Source organism: Meridianimaribacter flavus (assembly GCF_004366715.1).
Lineage (GTDB): Bacteria > Bacteroidota > Bacteroidia > Flavobacteriales > Flavobacteriaceae > Gaetbulibacter_B > Gaetbulibacter_B jejuensis.
In genome coordinates this window covers 190,925-209,754 of sequence record NZ_SOQZ01000004.1, presented here as the reverse complement: position 1 = coordinate 209,754, position 18,830 = coordinate 190,925, and the positions used below count along the sequence as shown (strand labels likewise).

The following is an 18,830-nucleotide window of genomic DNA, read 5'->3' as shown; positions in this document are numbered from 1 at the left end:
ATTGCAAACGCACAGCAAGAGTAACGCATTCAGTCAGCTATTTCAGCCACGACACAACCCATTTTTAAATTGGCAATTGCTCGTTAGTAAATTTTATAATCCTCAATTTCCTTAATCTACTTAAATCCTTATAATTAAATAGCGTTAAGCACTCACAATTGCTAAAATTTAAAAAAGGTAGCCACCCTTCAATAGCTTCATTCAATTGTTACACTTGCTTTCCCACGCTACACCCACGCTAAAGCCACCGGCATCAAAAACCTGCGCCACCCTTGCGTTTTCAACGTAGGTGTGGTAGCCCTATCGGGCTATTTTCCCACACCACCCTTGCTCAACTCGCTGGCGGCTCGCTATTATGGCTATCGCCATACGCTACGCGATTACCTGCTAAAGAAACATTGTCGAAAAAAGAAAACCCTCGAAAAGAGGGCTTTACTATTATGGTGTTGATTTTAGTTTAAACTTAAACTTCCACAACAGAAGCATTTGGAGCATTAGTTTTAACAGAAGCTATACCATTTTCCATTCCAGAGGAAGACTCATACATTTCACTGGTCCCAATCACTTGTCCATTACTGGCTTTTAAATTGAAATAATGTTTACCATTACTTGATATTTTTCTATCGAATTTACTATCATCTTGCGAATTTTTCCGAACAGATTCAATACCATTCATACAACCAGCTTTTGCTGAATAACCTTCACTTGCTAATATGGTTTGACCATTGTTAGCTTTTAACCTAAAACGATACTCATTTCGAGCATCTTGATATACTTCAAATTTTGCCATAATGCTTTTATTTATAATTATCCTTAAATATACGGAAAAGGAAAAAAAAGATTGCAAAGATAGATGGCTACCTTCATCCTACGCTCATCATACTATAAAGTTCAAGCCCTACGGGTTTTGAAAAAAATCTTGCACCTTTGGTAAGGCGCAAATTTCAAAACCCTTTCCATCAGCAATATTTTTTCCAAAAAACTTGACAGTATGTCAACGCCATCAAAGAAACGGCTTTCTTTTTTCTCTTTTTCTTTGTAAAAAAAATATTCATTTTTTTATTTCTGATGCAAAAGGAAGCAATCTAAAGCAACAAAATCCATATCTAACGAATAGCATAAAAGTTGCCATATATTTCAACGGAATGTACAACTTCGTGTCAAGTCCGTACCAAGTCCGAAGAAAAGTAAGTTTCATTTAAATCATTTATGTTATGGGTAAAATTGCTCAAGGAATTTTAGGAGGGCTTTCCGGTAAGGTTGGAAACATTATCGGTGGAAGCTGGAAAGGTATTGACTACATCAGAATTAAACCTTCAAGTGTAGCCAATCCAAGAACAGTAGGTCAGGTAAACCAAAGAACCAAGTTTACTGTGACTTTAGAATTTATTCAGGCTGTAAAACCATTCATCCAAAAAGGATATAAGTTTTTAGCAGTGAAGAAAACAGCATTTAATGCTGCGATGTCTTATGTGTTGAATAATGCCATTACAGGAGTCGAACCAGACTTTGAGGTGGATTATGCAACCGCATTAGTAAGTAGGGGAGGTTTATCAGCTGCTTTGAACCCTTCTACAGATCTTGCAACAGCTGGAGAGGTAACTTTTAACTGGGATGATAACTCTGCTGAAGGTAACGCCAATGCTACCGATAAAGCAATGTTATTGGTTTACAATCCATCAAAGAAAGAATCTATTTCTTTAACAGATGGAGCAGACAGAACAGTAGGAACTCAAATTGTTGCAATACCAACAACCTACGCAGGAGATACTGTAGAGCTATTTATGGCATTTATAACTGCCGATGGTAGCCAAGTATCAAACAGTACTTATTTAGGCTCTGGGATAGCCAATTAATAGCTTGGTGCTTTTATTTGAAAACCGCTCAAATCGAGCGGTTTTTTTATGCTATATTCGTAAATGAATTTATTAATGATTGCTCTTGTTTTACTCTTTTTATGAGTTTTTTGTATCCTATTTGTTGCCCAAACACGATAAACCCTTTATTATAAAGAAAAGTTAAATATTGTATCGGGAAGTAATAGTGTTGTCAACATTTATAAAGTCCTGAAAGTACTTTATTTGCTCTAATTCTTAGTCATAATTGAGGTTTGATATTCTCTAGGTGTCATAGCGACTTCTTTTTTAAAGGCATTGTAAAAAGCAGAAGAGGTATTAAATCCTACATCGTAAGCGAGATCTTCAATTTTTTCGTTCATGAATTCAGGTTGTGATAGTTTATCTCTCACAGCTTTAATTCTAAAACTATTGATGACTTCAGGGAAACTTTTGTTATATATTTTTTTTGTAGCTCTAGAAACTAAGTAATTAGGAGCATCAATCGCTTCAGCAAATTGTGCTAATGTGATACCAGGTTGATAATAAATCTTGTCGTCTTCCATTGCCTTTGTAATTTTTCTTATCATTTTTTCTGGTATAACTTTAGAACTTGATTTTTTTACAACTGAAGGCGATTGTAATGCATAGAAAAATAAAAAGTAAATAACTATTGAAGAAAGAGCAATACCTGTTGCATATGCAGAAATTGTTTCTCCTAAAAGCTGATAAATCAATACTGCTGATAAAGCTACTAAACCATAAAACAAAGCTTTATGCCATTGGGTTAAATTATTTTCTTTTGGTTTTGAAATGAATGTAATAGCAGATATTACCAGATAGGTAGCAAAACTAACGTTTGCTAATAAATACATATCATAGGCAAAATTGCTATTGATGAGTATGATAACAAAACCAATCACTGGGAATAAAACATGCAATAATAGAATTGGTTTTAAGATTTTATGATTGTTTTTGTTAAGCGAAAGATAAGTAAAAGTCAAAGGTCCAATAAGAGCAAAACCTAAAAAGCCTAAAGCAGTTCCAATAGGCGAAATTTCTGGTAAGACATAATAAAAAATAGACTTTAAAATTCTTAGCGCAATAGCTATGAACAACAGTCCTAAAGTCAAATCTTGTAGTTTGGATTCTTTCCTAATAAACAAAAAATAACTAGCCAAAAAGACACAGGAAGTAACTGCAATACTTGAAAAAACTATTAACGCTATTGATGTGTCCATCCTACCTTTTTTTACAAATATATTTATTCGATTTCAAATGATTCTGTTAAAATCCTCATAAAAATATCTCCACATTTCACGAATTAGGAGATTAAACAACCTTTATCAGCATAGTTTAGCTTAAAATTTTAAAAAAACTAAAAATGAATAAATCGTTTGTATTTTCAGCTATTACATTGTTGTGCACCATAAGTCTATATGCGCAATTTCACACTTTAAGTATACCTCAAACCAGCCCTAAGATTCAAGAGAGCCAAATGCTTGGAGTCACAAAAATCACAATAGATTATAGTAGTCCAGCATTAAAAGGTAGGGATGTTTGGAACAACTCAGGTATCATTCCACAGCAAGGTAATCCTATTCCATGGAGAGCAGGAGCTAATATGGCAACTGTTATTGAATTTAGTACAGATGTGAAAATTGAAGGTAAATTATTAAAATCTGGTAAATATGGATTCCATATAATACCTAAAGGTGACACCTATGATTTATTATTCGCACACAATTATGACCAATGGGGAAGTTATTATTTAGATGTAGAAAATGATGTTAGCCTTCGGATTTCTGTACCATCGGAATCTTGTCCGAAGTCAGAACAACTTGACTACGAGTTTTTAAATCGAACTGAAAACACATTGGTTATCGGATTGGAATGGGGAGAAAAACGAATTCCGTTTACTGTAGAAGTTGATTTAAATACAACTGTTGTGGAAAGTTTTAGAAGTGAATTACGAGGTATTAACACGTATCATTGGCAGTCATGGAATGATGCCGCATCATGGTGTTTAGAACATAACACCAATTTAGAAGAAGCACTGCAGTGGGTTAATCGTTCCATAAATGGCGGTTATGGAGGTTTTGCAGCAGATAAGAATTTAACAAATATCTCAACAAAGATCAGATTGTTAACAAAGTTGAACAAAACTGAAGAAGCCAAAACGACTATAGCAGAAGCAAAGCAATTGAATGCTACAGTTTATGAGGCAAATGGTTTTAGCAGATTCTTGCTTCAAAATGGTTTTTATCAGGACGCATTAGAGTATTGTAACATTTCACTTAAATCAAATCCTGATACGTGGTTTTTAGAGTTAAATAGAGGGCTTAGTCAATATTTCTTGAACAATAAGAAAGCGGCCTTAAAAGATGTAAGAAAAGCACTAAATACAACACCAGAACAATTTCAATCGCGATTAAAGGAAATTATTATCGAAATTGAAAATAACACTTACAAATTACCAAGAAGCTGAAGAAATCTTTGAATGAAATAGGAAGAGTTTGTAAAATTAAAGGAAGTTTGCTGGTTGCTTCTCATCAAGATAAATCTCTCCCATTTTTAATATGATAATCAATATAACAACAAGTTTAAACATGAAAATTAAATATTTATATATTCTCATTGTATTAGTTGCTTCAACAACATTACAATCTCAAACATTAAAGCGTAAAGGTATGTTAGGGATTATGATGCAAACATTAACCGACAGTATTGCAATGCAGCACAATTTTAAAGTTAAAACAGGAGTGCATATTACTGCTGTTATGCCAAACTCAACATTTGCAAATTTAGGAGTAAAGCAAGATGATGTACTTACAAAATTGAATGGGTCATCTGTTAGAACAATTCAAGATGTTTTGGCAATTACTAGTGAGCTGTATGAAGGTGATCACATTGAAGCTGAATTTTATTCAGGTAATTCAAAGAAAATTAAATCCACTGCTTTATTTGGTAGACCTATAGAAACTTTTGAAAATGGAGATGTTACCTATGGAGAAGTGGTTTATAAAGGTAATGTGCTAAGAAGTATTCTGGTAACACCTAAACATAAAATTAAGGCTCCTGTTGTGTATTTTTTACAAGGTTATACCTGCGGAACTGTTGAAACAACTACCGATGATAATCCGGCAAAAAAGTTAATATCTGATTGGGTTAATGCTGGTTTTGCAGTTTATAGGGTTGAAAAACCAGGCGTAGGAGATAGTAAGAGCAGTAAGCATTGTATGCAAATAAGTTTTGATGAAGAGCTTACTGCATTTAAAGAAGGTTATAAAGACTTATTGAAACAAGAAACAATAGATACTGATAACATCTTTATGTTTGGACACTCAATGGGAGGTGTCATTGCTCCACTTCTAAACGATATGAAATCACCTCGTGGCATTTTAACCTATGGAAGCATAGCTCAGAATTGGTACGATTATATGGTAGATTTATATACCATACAACCAAAGCATTTTGGTGTTTCAGATTCTCAAATTAAAGAAGATAATAAGGTTAATTTAAAGTTTAATGAAGACTTTTTAATTAATAAACTTTCAGGTTCAGAAATTCTTGAGAACGAAGCTTATGCCAATTTTTTTAGAGATAATGAAGTCAATTTTAGACAAAACCAATACATAGGACGACATTTCGATTTTTGGCAAAGTTTAGCAGATGTTAATATTCCTGAAGCCTGGACAAAAGTAAAGACCAATGTTTTGGCAATGTACGGAGAGTTTGATATTCAAGCAATCAGTCCAAAAAGTGCAGAAAAAATAGCTGATATAGTTAATAAAAATGGAGGTAAAGGAGAGTTTATTGTAGTTAAGAAAGCTGACCATGGTTTTGTAAATTTTGACTCAATGCAACATAACGCCGAAACTTTAGGAAATGGTACTTACATGACACATGCACGTGACAATTATAGTGTCGCGTTAGGAAAAGAGAGTATTAAATGGATGAAAGCAAAAGTTAAATAGTAACAAAAAGAAAGATGCTAATTGTTTTATATGGTGTGATAATGGTAAGCTCATTAAACTCACATAGGTTGCTAATTCATCTAATGAGGTAAAGTTTGTATCATTAAGAAAGAAAAGTACTCCAGCTTTTAATAGCATTAACAATTACAGTTCAATTTAATACAGAAGATTGAGATGATGAAGTATAGTAAATTACATAGTGTAGTGATTCTTTTATTGGTTTCACAACTATTATGTTCTCAGAATAAAAGCTTTGAAACTGTTCGCAAAGATTTTGTAAAGAATTATATCGCATTACAAATACCATATCATCAAGCTAATTATGTACAGAATTTAAAGTCGATTAAGCCAATTGAAAATATAATTCAGCAGGAGGTTTTTTTTAAAACGGTTGCAAAGCAATTAACTAATGTGGATGTTAAAAACTTAAATGAATATCAGCAATTAGATTATCACATTATGAATTACGAAGTTGCATTGAATTTAGAACGTATCTCTTTGGAAAAACAATGGGATGATGCAACTGAGTTGGATGATAAAAAGAGTATTTACACTATTAAGAATGGAAAAAATTGGTATGCTTATTTATTGAAAAAATGGGTTGATATAACTGTAACACCAGACGAAATGTTTCAATTTGGATTAGATGAGATTGAAAAAGTTAAGTCCAATATGAAAGATTTGCAAGTTAGGTCTGGACTTTCAAAGCAAGCCTTTCAAGAATATTTAAACCATGCTTCATTCTTTTTGCATAATGTTGAGGATATTCAGCAAGCATTTGAGAACACCAAAAGAGAAGTTGCCAAAAAAGCAACAAATTTTTTCCCATATATTGATAGTATACCTGATGTAAATATAACTCAAGGTACTAATGAGTCTCTTTCACAAGTTCCAGCATATTATAACAATAGCACATTCTATTTTAATTATTTTGACCAGCCTTTTAATAAGCGTCAGTTAGATTGGATTTATATTCATGAAGGCATTCCAGGGCATCATTACCAAATTATGGTTAATGCTATTATAAAACGTACAGATATACAGCAATTGTTTTGGTACTCTGGTTTTGTAGAAGGTTGGGGTGCTTATGTGGAACATTTTGGTAAAGAGTTAGGTGTTTATAAAACCATCTATGATAAATACGGTAAATGGGAATGGGATTTAATACGCTCTGTTAGAGTTGTTTTAGATGTGGGTATAAATTATTATGGCTGGTCAGACGAAAAGGCAATTTCTTTTTGGAAAGCGCATATCGTAGATCAAGATGCTATTGGCTGGCGAGAAATTAATCGAATGAAACGCTGGCCTGCACAGGTTATTACCTATAAGTATGGCTCAGATGTATTTCTTAAATTTTTGAATGAAGCAAAAAGGAAAGAAGGCTTTGAATATATAAAATTTCATAATGAGTTATTGAAGTATGGAGACATACCTGTTTCCCTTTTAGAATTTAACCTGAAAAGTGATTGATTTTAAATACTTATAGTACGGATGAAGGCTAAATTCTGGTTAGATAAGTACTATCATCTATTGTTCTTTATTCTATTTTTAAGCTAACTTATTATCTGTTACACCAAATTTGTATTGTACATTCGCTATGACAATGAATACAGGTAGCGTTACTTTATGTGTCGGGAAACAACTCACTTAAAAAGCAATTCAACCAAAATATCCCCTAAAAGAATTAGCGATAATAAAAATTGTTTATCTTTTTGGTTTCAATTTTTGATATTTAGACACTCATAAAGGACTGTCAATGTCCTTAAATAAAGTAGTTTAAAGTCATTAAAAACCTAGTGTCTTTTATGGCAGTTGTTTTTTCAACAATATATAACAAAGCTATTCAACTTGCCTTATCCGAAGGTTTAACTAAAGAGCATCTTAACTACTACATAGATTATAAAGTAGAGAATAAGCGTGTGCCAATGGAATTGTTGCTAGAAGTGTATGAGCTAGCAGCAGATAAGCTACAAGCAGGTTTTGGATTACGACAAGGCAAGCAACTAGATACTACAGATTATGGAACGTTAGGTTTATCTTGGAAAACATGCTTAAAAGCTATCGACGTGTTAAACAATGTAAAACGTTACATGGTTCTGGTTACTGATGATGGCAGTATGGAGCTGGAAGTATGTGAAGATAAAACTAAACTTGTTTTAAACAGAGAGGTTTATAGAACTGGTATAAAAACAGCTAATGAAGCCTCTTTTGTGATGTTGGTTGGAATTTTAAATGAAGTAACAGGTAAAAACATTAAGCCTATTGAGGTTAATTTTAAGCACTCATTTTCTGATAGTGATTATTTTTCTGAATATTTTGACTGTCCTGTAAACTTTAATGCAATTGAAAATACTTTGATTTTTAACTCTAACACACTAGAGGTATCAACAATAAAAGCCGATAAATTTATTCATCAATTTCTGCTAGAACGTATGGAGCAGGAAAAATCAAAATTAAGCGAACAAGAAGATGTGCTCACTTCTAAAATCAATAAGCTACTAAAAGAATCCATGTCTAGTGGTATACCAAGTATTTCACAGGTTGGTGACTATTTGGGTATGAGTGCAAGAACCTTAAAACGAAGATTAGCAGATAGAAATCTGTCTTTTAGAGAACTTATTCAAAAAAATCAACACGAAACAGCTACTCAATTACTTTCCAATTCATCACAATCGGTTGGTGAAATTGCCTTTTTAACAGGCTTTTCTGAACAAAGCGCTTTTAATAGAGCGTTTAAAAGATGGACAGGTCAAGCGCCTAATGAATATCGCAAAAACCTGTAGCCAATTATACTGTCCTCAATAATCAATTTTTTGGCTTAAAAGGTCAATACATAAAACATAGATTGTTTGACATTTGTCATTGAACAAAAAACGTTTGAAGTAACAAATTTGCTTTTCATTCGTGTTCTTTATTCAATCAAAACAATCAAAAAATGAAAAAAACTATTTTATGTATCGTTCTTTTTTTACCAATCATCCTACTTTCTCAAACAAAAAATACCAAGAAAAAGGTTTTGATGGTGGTAAGCAGTTATGGAAAAGATATGGGATCTGTAAGACCAGGTTATGAGTTTGATGAATTCTCTCAAGCGTATTTAATTTTTAAAAACAATAATTTATCTATTGATATTGCTAGTCCAAAAGGCGGCAAAGCAGAACCTGATAAGTATAACAGTGAAAAGTTATACAACAAAACTCTATTGGAAGACAAACAGGCTTTAAGCTTATTAGACAACACCATAGCTACGGCAAACATAAATGCCGATGACTACGATGCTATTTATATTGTTGGAGGTAAAGGTGCTATGTTTGATTTGCCTTTCGACCCTTCTCTTCAGGAAATTATATTGAATTTATACAAAAGAGAACATACTGTTATTTCATCTGTGTGTCACGGTCCAGCAGCTTTTGTAAATGTGGTTGATGATAAAGATTACATTATAAATGGTGTAGAATTAACTAGCTTTTGTAACGTAGAAGAAGAACTTTTTGGAAAAAAATGGGTAAAGGAGTTTCCATTTAGTTTAGAAACCAAATTAGAATCCAGAGGAGCTATTTTTAAACAAACCGATTTTATGCTTTCAAAAGTTGTTGTTTCAGGAAAATTTGTAACAGGTCAAAATCCTTTTTCAACAACAAAATCAGCAGAAGCTGTTGTGGAATCTTTAGGGCTTACGCCTGTAAAAAGGGAATTTTATAATGACGAAAGGAGTGCTTATTTAATTCAGGAGGTGTTGGATAACACCAAAACTATAGCTTGGGCTGAAGAAGAACTCGCTAAGAATAATGCTAATTACGATTTACCATTAGTAGCTGCGTATGGTTATTACAAGATTTTAGCATCGACTGAAAATAATGAGGAATTGAAGAAAGGTATTGCATTAGTAGAATTGACGTCACCTCACTTTTTTAATGAAAATCTACAGTATTTATTAGCCAAAACCTATGTGTCGTTAGGCGAGAAAGATAAAGCAAGACGCATTGCAAACGATTTGATTTCTAAAGATTTGATGAAAGAAGAATCAGAGAAATTATTGAAAGAGTTGAACTAATTACTGCGTGACATAAACGTATACAAGTGCGTTGTCCCAAATTATCAAATCTTTGGCACTAACAGTCAATAAAAACAAGTGCCTATTTCTGAATTTTGCTTATAAATCAAAACGTCGAAATCATGAAAAGTGTAAAAGCGTTAGCGAGTATAAAACAGATTAGACTCACAGGATTACTTTACTTGTTGGTTATAATTTGTGCTGGTTTTAGTCAAGGGTATGTTAGAGGAACTCTTATTGTGCCAGGTAATGCTGTACAAACCGCAAATAATATACTTCAAAATAAAGGTTTGTTTCAATTAGGTTTAACAACAGATTTAATAGCATTCCTTTTAGATGTTGTCATTTCGGTATTCTTGTATCAGATTTTTAAACCTTTCAATAAAACTTTAGCCATGGTGTCTTCGGCCTTTAGACTTATCGCACATCCAGCGATAGGGAGTTTAAATTTATTGAATCACTACATGGCTTTGAAGGTGCTTGGAACAAGCGGAATGTCAAGCGCATTTAGTGAAGCACAAGCTCAGGAAATGAGCAGTCTATTGATGGAAGCGCATCATTACGGATACTTAATTGCTGGTGGATTTTTTGGTATTCATTGCTTGTTACTGGCTATGCTTATATACAAATCCAATGTGTTTCCAAAACTATTTGGCGGTTTGTTGTTAGGTGCTGCAGCTGGTTATCTTATTGAAACTTTTGGAAATTTTAATGTTCCAGGTTATGAAGGTTATACCGCATTAATAGTTGGAGTTGCAGCTGCTCTTGGTGAGGTAGGATTAACATTTTATATGATTACAAAGGGAACAACAAAATCCTATAAGAATTTAAAAGAATTAGCATTGTGAAAGCTAAATTAATTAAGCATATTATACTTATTACCATTGTGGTTTTGTCTTGTCATCAATCAAACGCACAGTTAGCTAATAAAATAGAAATGACTGAAGATTATCAATTGTTGGGTTTAGGAACTCAACACAAAATTCAGTCTGATATTTTAAAGGAAGAACGCCCTGTAATTATTTCTTTACCTGTAGGCTATCATGATAACCAAGCAGAATATCCAGTGCTATATGTCTTAGATGGTTTGCAAAACATAAAACACACAGTTGGTACTGTTGAGCTGTTAACCGAGTCGGGATTAATTCCACCTATAATTGTGGTTGGTATAGAAAGTTTAGACAGAAATAGAGATTTTACTCCTTCAAAAGCTGGAGAGGATTTACAAGGAAGCACTGGAAATTCAGGAATACCACTGAGTGGAGGTGCACCAAAATTTCTAGAGTTTTTAAGTGAAGAGTTGATTCCTTTTGTAGATAACAATTATCGAACACATCCTTATCGTATTTTAGAAGGTCATTCTTTTGGAGGTTTGTTTAGCGTTTACACGCTCATGGAAAACCCAGAACTTTTTGATGCGTTTATTATTCAATCACCAGCACTTTGGTGGAATAAAGAAGAAATGACTGAAAAGGCAAAAACCTTCTTCAAATCCAATAGGATACTAAACAAAACAGTCTACTTCGGAATTGGTGGTGGAGACGGTTGGGGAATGCAACAAGAGTTGATCAGGTATGTTGATGTTGTAAAACAATACCAACCAAAAAACTTTAGATGGCTTCATGAAGAGGTAGGTGATGAAGGTCATATGGCATCTAGATTACTGTTGAGCTACAATGGTTTAAAGTTTTTGTTTTCTGATTTAAAACTAAATGAAGACTTAATCAGTAATTTTAGTGATAATAGCTTTTTAGATGCTGAAGAACAATTGAAAACCAAGTATGGCAATATGGCAAGACGACCTGCTGAAGATTATTTTAATCTTGTTTCGGTTCTGGTCAATAAAGAGAATGACTTAGAAGCTATAACTGTACTAAAAAAAGCCTCAGAAGCCTATCCAATGTACATTGGATTATTGACGCAATTGGCAAAATTATATGAAAAGACCAACCAAAAGGAAAAAGCGATCGACACTTATCTCCTCGGAGTTGAAGTTTCAAAACGATATAAACTTGGACAAGAAGATGATTTGCAAAAGGAAATAGAAAAATTGCGTAAAAACTAAAGCAATTAATAATCAATCAAAAATGAACATTATGAATACATTAAAAATCGACAACCTAAATCTAACTTATAAAAATGGTTATAATGCCATTAACGGAATTTCCCTAGAAATAAAGAATGGGATGTTTGGTTTGTTAGGTCCTAATGGAGCTGGAAAATCGTCTTTAATGAAAACCATTGTAGGTTTACAAAAACCAACTTCAGGATCAATTACCTTTAATGATATTAATGTTGTAGAAGATGCAGATTATATTAAAAAAAATCTAGGCTTCTTACCACAGGATTTTGGAGTTTACCCTAAAGTAAATACTTATGATTTATTAAATCATATAGCCATTTTGAAAGGGATTAATAACAAAACTGAACGTCAAAAACAGATTCAATATTTGTTAGAAAAAGTGAACCTTTGGGATTTTAGAGATAAAGAGGTGCATACGTTTTCTGGTGGTATGAAACAACGCTTTGGAGTTGCTCAAGCTTTACTTGGCGATCCAAAAATCATCATTGTAGATGAGCCAACAGCAGGACTGGATCCAGAAGAACGTAATCGGTTTAATACGCTTTTAAGTGATATTAGTAGTGAGGTTGTTGTGATTTTATCTACTCATTTGGTTGAAGACGTGAAAAACTTGTGTTCTGAAATGACTGTAATGAACAGAGGTCAAATTCTTAAAACAGGAAAGCCTAAAGAATTAATCACAGAATTAGAAGGTAAAATCTGGTCAAAAAGTATTGAAAATGCTGAGTTGGAAATGTACCAATCTAATCTCAATGTTATCAGTCAACAGCTTATAGAACGCCAACTTCAAATTACAGTAGTTGCACCTTCACAACCTGAAGGGTTTTCACCAGTTAATCCAATATTAGAGCATGTTTACTTTAATGTGCTTTCTCAAAACAGTTAATTATGAATGCTATACTTCAATTTCAATTAAAGCATAGCGGAAATCGTTATGTTTTAGGGTTAACAAGCGTAATATTACTGGTTGTAGGATGGTTTTGTGGTTACAAATTTAACCTAACTGCTGGTGAAGGTATTTATCTAAATTCACCATACACCATTGGGTTTATGATGGCTTTGTTGAGTCTGTCCATGATATTTTTGGCTATTTTATTCGCTTTAGAGATTCTGTTTAAGGAATGGGATACAAAATTTGATATCATGTTATTCTCATATCCTGTTTCCCTTAAAACCTATTTAATAGGGAAGTTTTCAGGATTTACATTAAAAACTTTCTTAAGCTTTTCAATCTTAATTATTGGTTTCGTCATTGGTCAAAACATACGAACAGGAAGCGAAATGCAGTTAGGGTTTAGTCTTTGGTCGTATCTCTATCCCTTTTTAATTTTCGGGGTTTTAAACTGCTTTTTCGTTTGTAGTGTCTTGTTTATGATTGCTTATACAACACGTAAGAAGTTATTAGTGGTCATTGGAGGTTTACTTCTGTATGTGCTTTATATGGTGTTATTGGTGTTTTCTAATTCGCCATTTATGGCAGGAAGCATTCCGCAATCTATTGAAGTACAACAACTATCATCTTTGTTAGACCCTTTTGGAACATCTGCCTATTTCTTTGAAGCTAGAGACTTAAGTGTTTCTGAAAAAAATCAGTTCATCGTGCCATTAAAAGGCTTTTTGGCTATCAATCGTATCGTTTATGCGGTGTTGTCAATGCTGTTTTTGGCGATTTCTTATCGTTTTTATGTGTTCAATAAAGCGACAAGTAAAAAGGTATTGAAGCGCAAAAAACTTAACGTTAAAGTAGCAATTGTAAGATTAACAGAAGTCAAAACGCCTGCTCTTGATTTTGGTTTTAAGTCTGAATTGAACGCAATCATTTCCTTTGCGAAAGTTGATTTAATTTACCTGTTTAAAAGCGTAACTATAGTTGCCGTTTCTATGCTATTGGTGTTCTTCGTTGGTATGGAAATGTATTCAGATATCGATAAAGGCATACGTTTGCCAAATTATTATGCCAGTTCTGGACTTTTGGCGACTGCTATTTCTCAAAGTTTTCACTTGTTGGGTGCATTCGTTTTAGTGTATTTTATTAATGACATGTATTGGCGAAGTAGTTCAGCAAATTTTTACTTAATAGAAGACAGTGCATTTTTTTCAAAAGCAAAACTGAAAGGTCATTTAATGTCATTGGCTGCGTTGTTAGTATTCTTAACTACACTGCTCATAGTATTAGCATTAGTGTTTCAAATCGGTTATGGATATACCCAAATTGATTGGTTGGCTTATTTTGGAGTCATCATATTCAATACTATTCCGCTTTTCCTTTTTGGTACATTGTTACTTCTCATCAATAGTATAATCAAGAGTAAATATGTAGCCTTAGGTGTTTCAATCTTAGCGGTTTTAGTGTTTACAACACCATTAATAAAGATGTTGTTGCCTTATCCATTATTACATGTTTTTTCAGGGTTTAAGGGTGTGTTTAGTGACCTAAATGGTTATGGCGCTTACCTGTCAGCCTTTTCAAATAGATTGCTTTTTGGAATATGCCTTTTAGGATTGTTGTGGATTTTTAATTCATATTTGAAATCAAACCAATGGTCAAAAATCAAATCATTTATTGTCATTATTTTCTTTGGATTGAGCGTTTTTACTGGATTCAATTTTATGAATGGTTATTTACCAAAAAGCGAAGATGCTCAACTTATTGAAGCTATTAATTATGAAAAAAATTACCGTCATTATGAAAACATATCTCAGCCTACAATTACAGATGTAGACACAAAAATAGATTTGCATCCTTCTGAAAATGCATATACAATCCAAGGCAAGTATAGACTTCAAAATTTGTCAGATGAATCCATAAATAAGATTTTACTCAATTTTCATTCTGATTTAAAATTAGAGAACGCAACACTACAAATAAAGAATGAAGAGATTTCAATCGATAAGCATGTGTCAGAAATCAAGCTTAACAAACCTTTATTGCCAAGTGACACAGCGATTCTAGAATTTAATTTATCATACAAATGGCATGCTGTCAATGGACATCAATCGTTTAATGCTATCGTTAATAATGGTTCGTTTATGCGTATTAGTAATTATTATCCTTCATTGGGATATCAGCCAGATAAAGAGATAGAGGATGAGCAAAAACGAGAAGCCTACGAACTTGGTAATCCAACAACTTTAAAGAAACTTGAAGCACCAGAAGTTTTCAAAAATGACTTTATCGATTTAAATATGATGGTGTCTACAGAAAACAATCAAACACCTATGGGAATAGGTGATGTCGTTAAAACGTGGTCTGAAAACGATCGGACATATACGAAATATAAAGCCGATGGTATTCCATTTCGATTTGCAGTAGCTTCCGCTAAATACCAAAAGCAATCTATCAAGCATCGTAATATTGAGATTGAAGTGCTTTATCATGACAGGCATTTTGAAAATGTAAACCGACTACTGAAAAATGCGGTTTTAAGTTTAGATTATTGCATCGATAATTTTAATGTTTACCCATATGAAAAAATAAGCTTTGTTGAGGTGTCTTCTTTTACAAGCGGATTCGCAGCTACAGCATATCCTGCTACCATTTTTATGATCGAAAACATGATTTTCCATGCTAATATCGATAGTGATCCAAGTAAAGATGTTATCAATGAATTGGCAGGTCATGAGTTGGCTCATATTTGGTGGGGAAATAGCCAAATAAACCCAGATGAAAGGGAAGGAGCGTCCATGCTTACAGAATCTTTAGCCATGTATACCGAAATGATGATTTACAAAAAACTGTATGGTAAAGAGCCTATGATGCAACGTGTGCAAATTCATCAACAAATTTATGATAATGAAAAAGGACTTTACGGAAATCCACCGTTGTACAAAGTGCCTTATGGAGCTACACATATAGCTTACTCAAAAGGTGCGATTGCTATGGTAGAATTATCTGAATTGATTGGTGAAGACAAAGTCAATCAAGCGCTAAGAAGTTTTTTAGCTAATAATAAATATCCAAAAAAACCAACGTCTTTAGACTTACTTGAGGAATTTTACAAAGTGCTACCAAATGATGCGTTGAGGTCTAAAGTTGATCAATTGTTTATGGATGTTAACAAATAATGATGACTAGAAACCAAAAAGAAAAGCTATAGAAGCATCTTTTTAAGAATAGTTATTTAAGTAAATATTTGATTGCTATTTACTCTAGTTATTAATTATACGTCTTTCTAAATTCTGAAGGAGACATGTCTGTTTTATTTTTAAAAAGCTTGGTAAATGAAGCTGGATGTTCAAAGCCTAAGTTGTAGGCTATTTCACTAATAGAGAGTAGCGGTGTTGCCAATTGCTCTTTAGCTTTTTCTATAATTGTATTATGAATATGTTGTTGTGTGCTTTGTCCTGTTAAGGATTTGAGCATGCTGCTTAAATAGTTAGGCGATAAGTTTAAGCGGTCTGCAACATCTTGTACGGTAGGTATGCCGTTTTCAATTGTTTGGTTTTTAGTGAAATATTCTGCAAGTACCTTTTCTAGTTGACTTAATACTTGATGATTAGTAATGTTTCGGGTAATAAATTGTCTTTCATAAAAACGTTCAGCATAATTGAGGAGTAGTTCTATTTGCGCAATTATGATTTTCTGACTGAATTTATCTATGTTAGATTGGTATTCTCCTTGAATTTGCATTAAAATATTTAACATCATTTGTTCTTCCTTTTCTGAAAGGAATAATGCTTCGTTTACGGTGTATCCAAAAAACTCATATTGCTTTATGGTTTTTGCTAAGGACGAGTTCCATAAAAAATCAGGATGTACCAATAGGAGCCAACCCGAAGGTATGTTGGTTTTAATGTTAGGATTTTCTCCTAAGCTCATAATTTGATTAGGTGCAATGAAAGTCATCACACCTTCATCAAAATCATATTCTTGTTGACCATAAAAGAACTTGTAAGGCACATTGCGTTTTAAGCCAATAGTGTAATAATCTTGTTTCCATTTTAGAGATTCAATAATTGAAGGATACTGCACCTGACTGTAATCCACCAAACTAATTAATGGATGTTCAGGTGCAGCTATATTGGCTTGTTTATGGTAATCACTTACCTTTTTAAAGTGTTTTAAGTCTTTCATTAGCTATAAAATTAAGAAAAGATTTTACACCAACATACCACCAGATACTTCAATACGCTGTCCGTTAATCCAACCTGCTTTTTTAGAGCAAAGGAAAGCGACGGTTCCTCCAATATCTTCGGCTTTACCTACACGACCAAGTGCTGTAATGCTAGAGATTAAGTCTGCTTTTTCTTTGTCTTTGTTGCTGCCTCCAGCAAAATCGGTTGCGATGGCTCCAGGAGCAATCACATTGGCTGTGATGTTACGTTTACCTAGTTCCTTAGCTAAGTAACGTGTAAAGACCTCAATTCCACCTTTCATCATAGCATAGGCAGACATTCCTGGTAAGCTAAAACGTGCCAAACCACTTGATATATTAATGATTCTTCCGCCTTCATTGAGATATGGTAAAGCTGCTTGTGTTAAAAAATAGACGCTTTTTAGATGTATGTTCATCATTTCGTCAAATTGAACTTCAGTAGTGTCAGACACTAAGTTAAACATTCCAGTACCTGCATTGTTAACCAAAAAATCAAAGTTTTTGCTTCCATTTTCTTGTTGTAAATAGTTGGTTGCTTTATTAATGAAATCTTGTCCGCTTTTAGGGTTGTTGGCATCAAAAGGAAATGCTGCTGCTTTTTGACCCATAGCTTCAATTTCAGAAATAACTTCGTTGGCTTTATTTTGGTTACTGTGATATGAAAAAATGATGTTGACTCCATCTTGTGCCAAATTAAGAGCCATGTCGCGTCCCAAACCTCTACTGCCTCCTGTAATAATTGCTGTTTTTTGTTTCATGTTACTGTGTTTTTAAATTATAATACAAAGTTGAGCAAATACTAAAAGAGTTAGTTTTCCAAATCTACGTTTGTCTTGTTTAAATCTACGTTGTTATATATAATTCTGTATGGTTTATTAAAAGGTTAATCTGTTTGTTAGTTATAATTTTTTCTAAACTCTAAAGGAGTTAGTCCGGTTTTGGATTTAAATACTTTTGAAAAATAGGCATAGTCTGAAAACTCGAGCTGATAAGCAATTGTAGCTAAGTTATCATGAGAATGCACAATTAATCGTTTGGCTTCTAAAATGACTCGCTCTGAGATAAGCTGACTTGTAGTTTTGTTAATGGTTTTTTGAACCACTCTATTAAGATGCTTGGTAGTTATATTAAGTTCTTGTGCGTAAAACTTTGGTAGTTTTTCTTTAAGGAAATGGTTGTTTATTAAATGCTCTAGCTTCTCTAATATTTGCGAATATTGAGATGTTTTAAGCTTTTCTAAATTAATATTAGTGGTATATGCTCTAGTGAGTTCAATATAAATGTCACTAAACAAGTTTACTATTTTTAATTCTCTTAAAAGGTTAGGTTGCATATATTCGGTGTAAGCCTCTTTAAACTTAAGTTGTAGTAATGAGAGCTGTTGGCTTGTTAAATCTACTACAGGAGGATTTTGATAGGAGTAATAAAACGGAAATGAATGTAGGGTATGATTTAAAAACTTTAGGTCATAAAATTCTTGCGAATGAAAAAAGATATACCCTTCGGGTTGTGTCTTAAACTTCCAAAAATGAGTTTGTCCTGGTTTTAAAAAAAACACTCTACCTGGATTAATCGTATAAGAATCAAAATCTATTTCATGGGTACCAGTACCTTTGGTAAATAGTACACACAGATAGAAATTATGACTGTGTGGTTTACTTATTAAATCTTTATTACGCTGTATATGTTTTGAAAATGAATTGATATACACTTCATTAAGAGGTGCCGATTCTTTAAACTGACTAATATTTAAAACAGGAAGTTGCATAATATGTCCTAAAAGTA

At 33.1% G+C, this 18,830-nt stretch carries 15 protein-coding genes; 10 read left to right on the top strand and 5 right to left on the bottom strand.

Annotation, left to right across the window (positions count from 1 at the left end; translation table 11 throughout):
• Positions 1–463 precede the first annotated feature (463 nt).
• The gene (locus A8975_RS09960) at positions 464–790 is read right to left on the bottom strand and encodes a YegP family protein (protein ID WP_134200220.1); all 327 of its coding nucleotides are present in this window, start codon (positions 788–790) and stop codon (positions 464–466) included.
• A 424-nt stretch (positions 791–1,214) separates the two neighbouring features.
• Here A8975_RS09960 and A8975_RS09955 point away from each other — a divergent pair, with 424 nt between their 5' ends.
• Entirely contained in the window at positions 1,215–1,856 is a 642-nt protein-coding gene (locus tag A8975_RS09955; protein WP_134200218.1) for a DUF6266 family protein, read from the top strand.
• 230 nt (positions 1,857–2,086) lie between these two features.
• Here A8975_RS09955 and A8975_RS09950 read toward each other — a convergent pair whose 3' ends face one another.
• Positions 2,087–3,076, bottom strand: coding sequence for a helix-turn-helix domain-containing protein (locus A8975_RS09950; protein WP_134200216.1), 990 nt, complete (start codon positions 3,074–3,076; stop codon positions 2,087–2,089).
• A 143-nt stretch (positions 3,077–3,219) separates the two neighbouring features.
• Between A8975_RS09950 and A8975_RS09945 the strand changes: the two genes are divergently transcribed.
• The 9 genes from A8975_RS09945 to A8975_RS09905 all read left to right on the top strand — a co-directional run bounded on the left by A8975_RS09945 (position 3,220) and on the right by A8975_RS09905 (position 16,014).
• Positions 3,220–4,323 (top strand): DUF2911 domain-containing protein, encoded by a 1,104-nt coding sequence (locus A8975_RS09945; RefSeq protein ID WP_134200214.1) that lies wholly within the window; start codon positions 3,220–3,222, stop codon positions 4,321–4,323.
• A 121-nt stretch (positions 4,324–4,444) separates the two neighbouring features.
• A complete protein-coding gene (locus tag A8975_RS09940; protein ID WP_166667468.1) occupies positions 4,445–5,812 on the top strand; it encodes a serine aminopeptidase domain-containing protein in 1,368 nt (455 codons plus the stop codon).
• A 174-nt stretch (positions 5,813–5,986) separates the two neighbouring features.
• Positions 5,987–7,282 carry a DUF885 domain-containing protein gene (locus A8975_RS09935; protein WP_134200210.1) on the top strand — a complete coding sequence of 432 codons (1,296 nt, stop codon included), beginning with the start codon at positions 5,987–5,989 and terminating at the stop codon, positions 7,280–7,282.
• Positions 7,283–7,617: 335 nt separating this feature from the next.
• Positions 7,618–8,595 (top strand): AraC family transcriptional regulator, encoded by a 978-nt coding sequence (locus A8975_RS09930; RefSeq protein ID WP_134200208.1) that lies wholly within the window; start codon positions 7,618–7,620, stop codon positions 8,593–8,595.
• Positions 8,596–8,747: 152 nt separating this feature from the next.
• Positions 8,748–9,866 (top strand): type 1 glutamine amidotransferase domain-containing protein, encoded by a 1,119-nt coding sequence (locus A8975_RS09925; RefSeq protein ID WP_134200206.1) that lies wholly within the window; start codon positions 8,748–8,750, stop codon positions 9,864–9,866.
• A 122-nt stretch (positions 9,867–9,988) separates the two neighbouring features.
• Positions 9,989–10,714 carry a DUF4386 domain-containing protein gene (locus tag A8975_RS09920; protein WP_134200204.1) on the top strand — a complete coding sequence of 242 codons (726 nt, stop codon included), beginning with the start codon at positions 9,989–9,991 and terminating at the stop codon, positions 10,712–10,714.
• Positions 10,711–11,931 carry an alpha/beta hydrolase-fold protein gene (locus A8975_RS09915; RefSeq protein ID WP_243832976.1) on the top strand — a complete coding sequence of 407 codons (1,221 nt, stop codon included), beginning with the start codon at positions 10,711–10,713 and terminating at the stop codon, positions 11,929–11,931. Before A8975_RS09920 ends, A8975_RS09915 begins: the two co-directional genes overlap by 4 nt.
• Before the next feature lie 31 nt (positions 11,932–11,962).
• On the top strand, positions 11,963–12,835 hold the full coding sequence (locus tag A8975_RS09910) for an ABC transporter ATP-binding protein (protein WP_134200202.1): 873 nt from the start codon (positions 11,963–11,965) through the stop codon (positions 12,833–12,835).
• 2 nt (positions 12,836–12,837) lie between these two features.
• Positions 12,838–16,014, top strand: coding sequence for a M1 family aminopeptidase (locus tag A8975_RS09905; RefSeq protein ID WP_243832975.1), 3,177 nt, complete (start codon positions 12,838–12,840; stop codon positions 16,012–16,014).
• A gap of 91 nt (positions 16,015–16,105) precedes the next feature.
• Here A8975_RS09905 and A8975_RS09900 read toward each other — a convergent pair whose 3' ends face one another.
• From A8975_RS09900 to A8975_RS09890, 3 genes are all read right to left on the bottom strand, one after another.
• Entirely contained in the window at positions 16,106–17,023 is a 918-nt protein-coding gene (locus tag A8975_RS09900) for a helix-turn-helix domain-containing protein (protein WP_134200200.1), read from the bottom strand.
• A 24-nt stretch (positions 17,024–17,047) separates the two neighbouring features.
• The gene (locus tag A8975_RS09895) at positions 17,048–17,803 is read right to left on the bottom strand and encodes an SDR family NAD(P)-dependent oxidoreductase (RefSeq protein ID WP_134200198.1); all 756 of its coding nucleotides are present in this window, start codon (positions 17,801–17,803) and stop codon (positions 17,048–17,050) included.
• A 137-nt stretch (positions 17,804–17,940) separates the two neighbouring features.
• Positions 17,941–18,813, bottom strand: a complete 873-nt coding sequence (locus A8975_RS09890) for a helix-turn-helix domain-containing protein (protein ID WP_134200196.1) — start codon at positions 18,811–18,813, stop codon at positions 17,941–17,943.
• Positions 18,814–18,830: the final 17 nt, after the last annotated feature.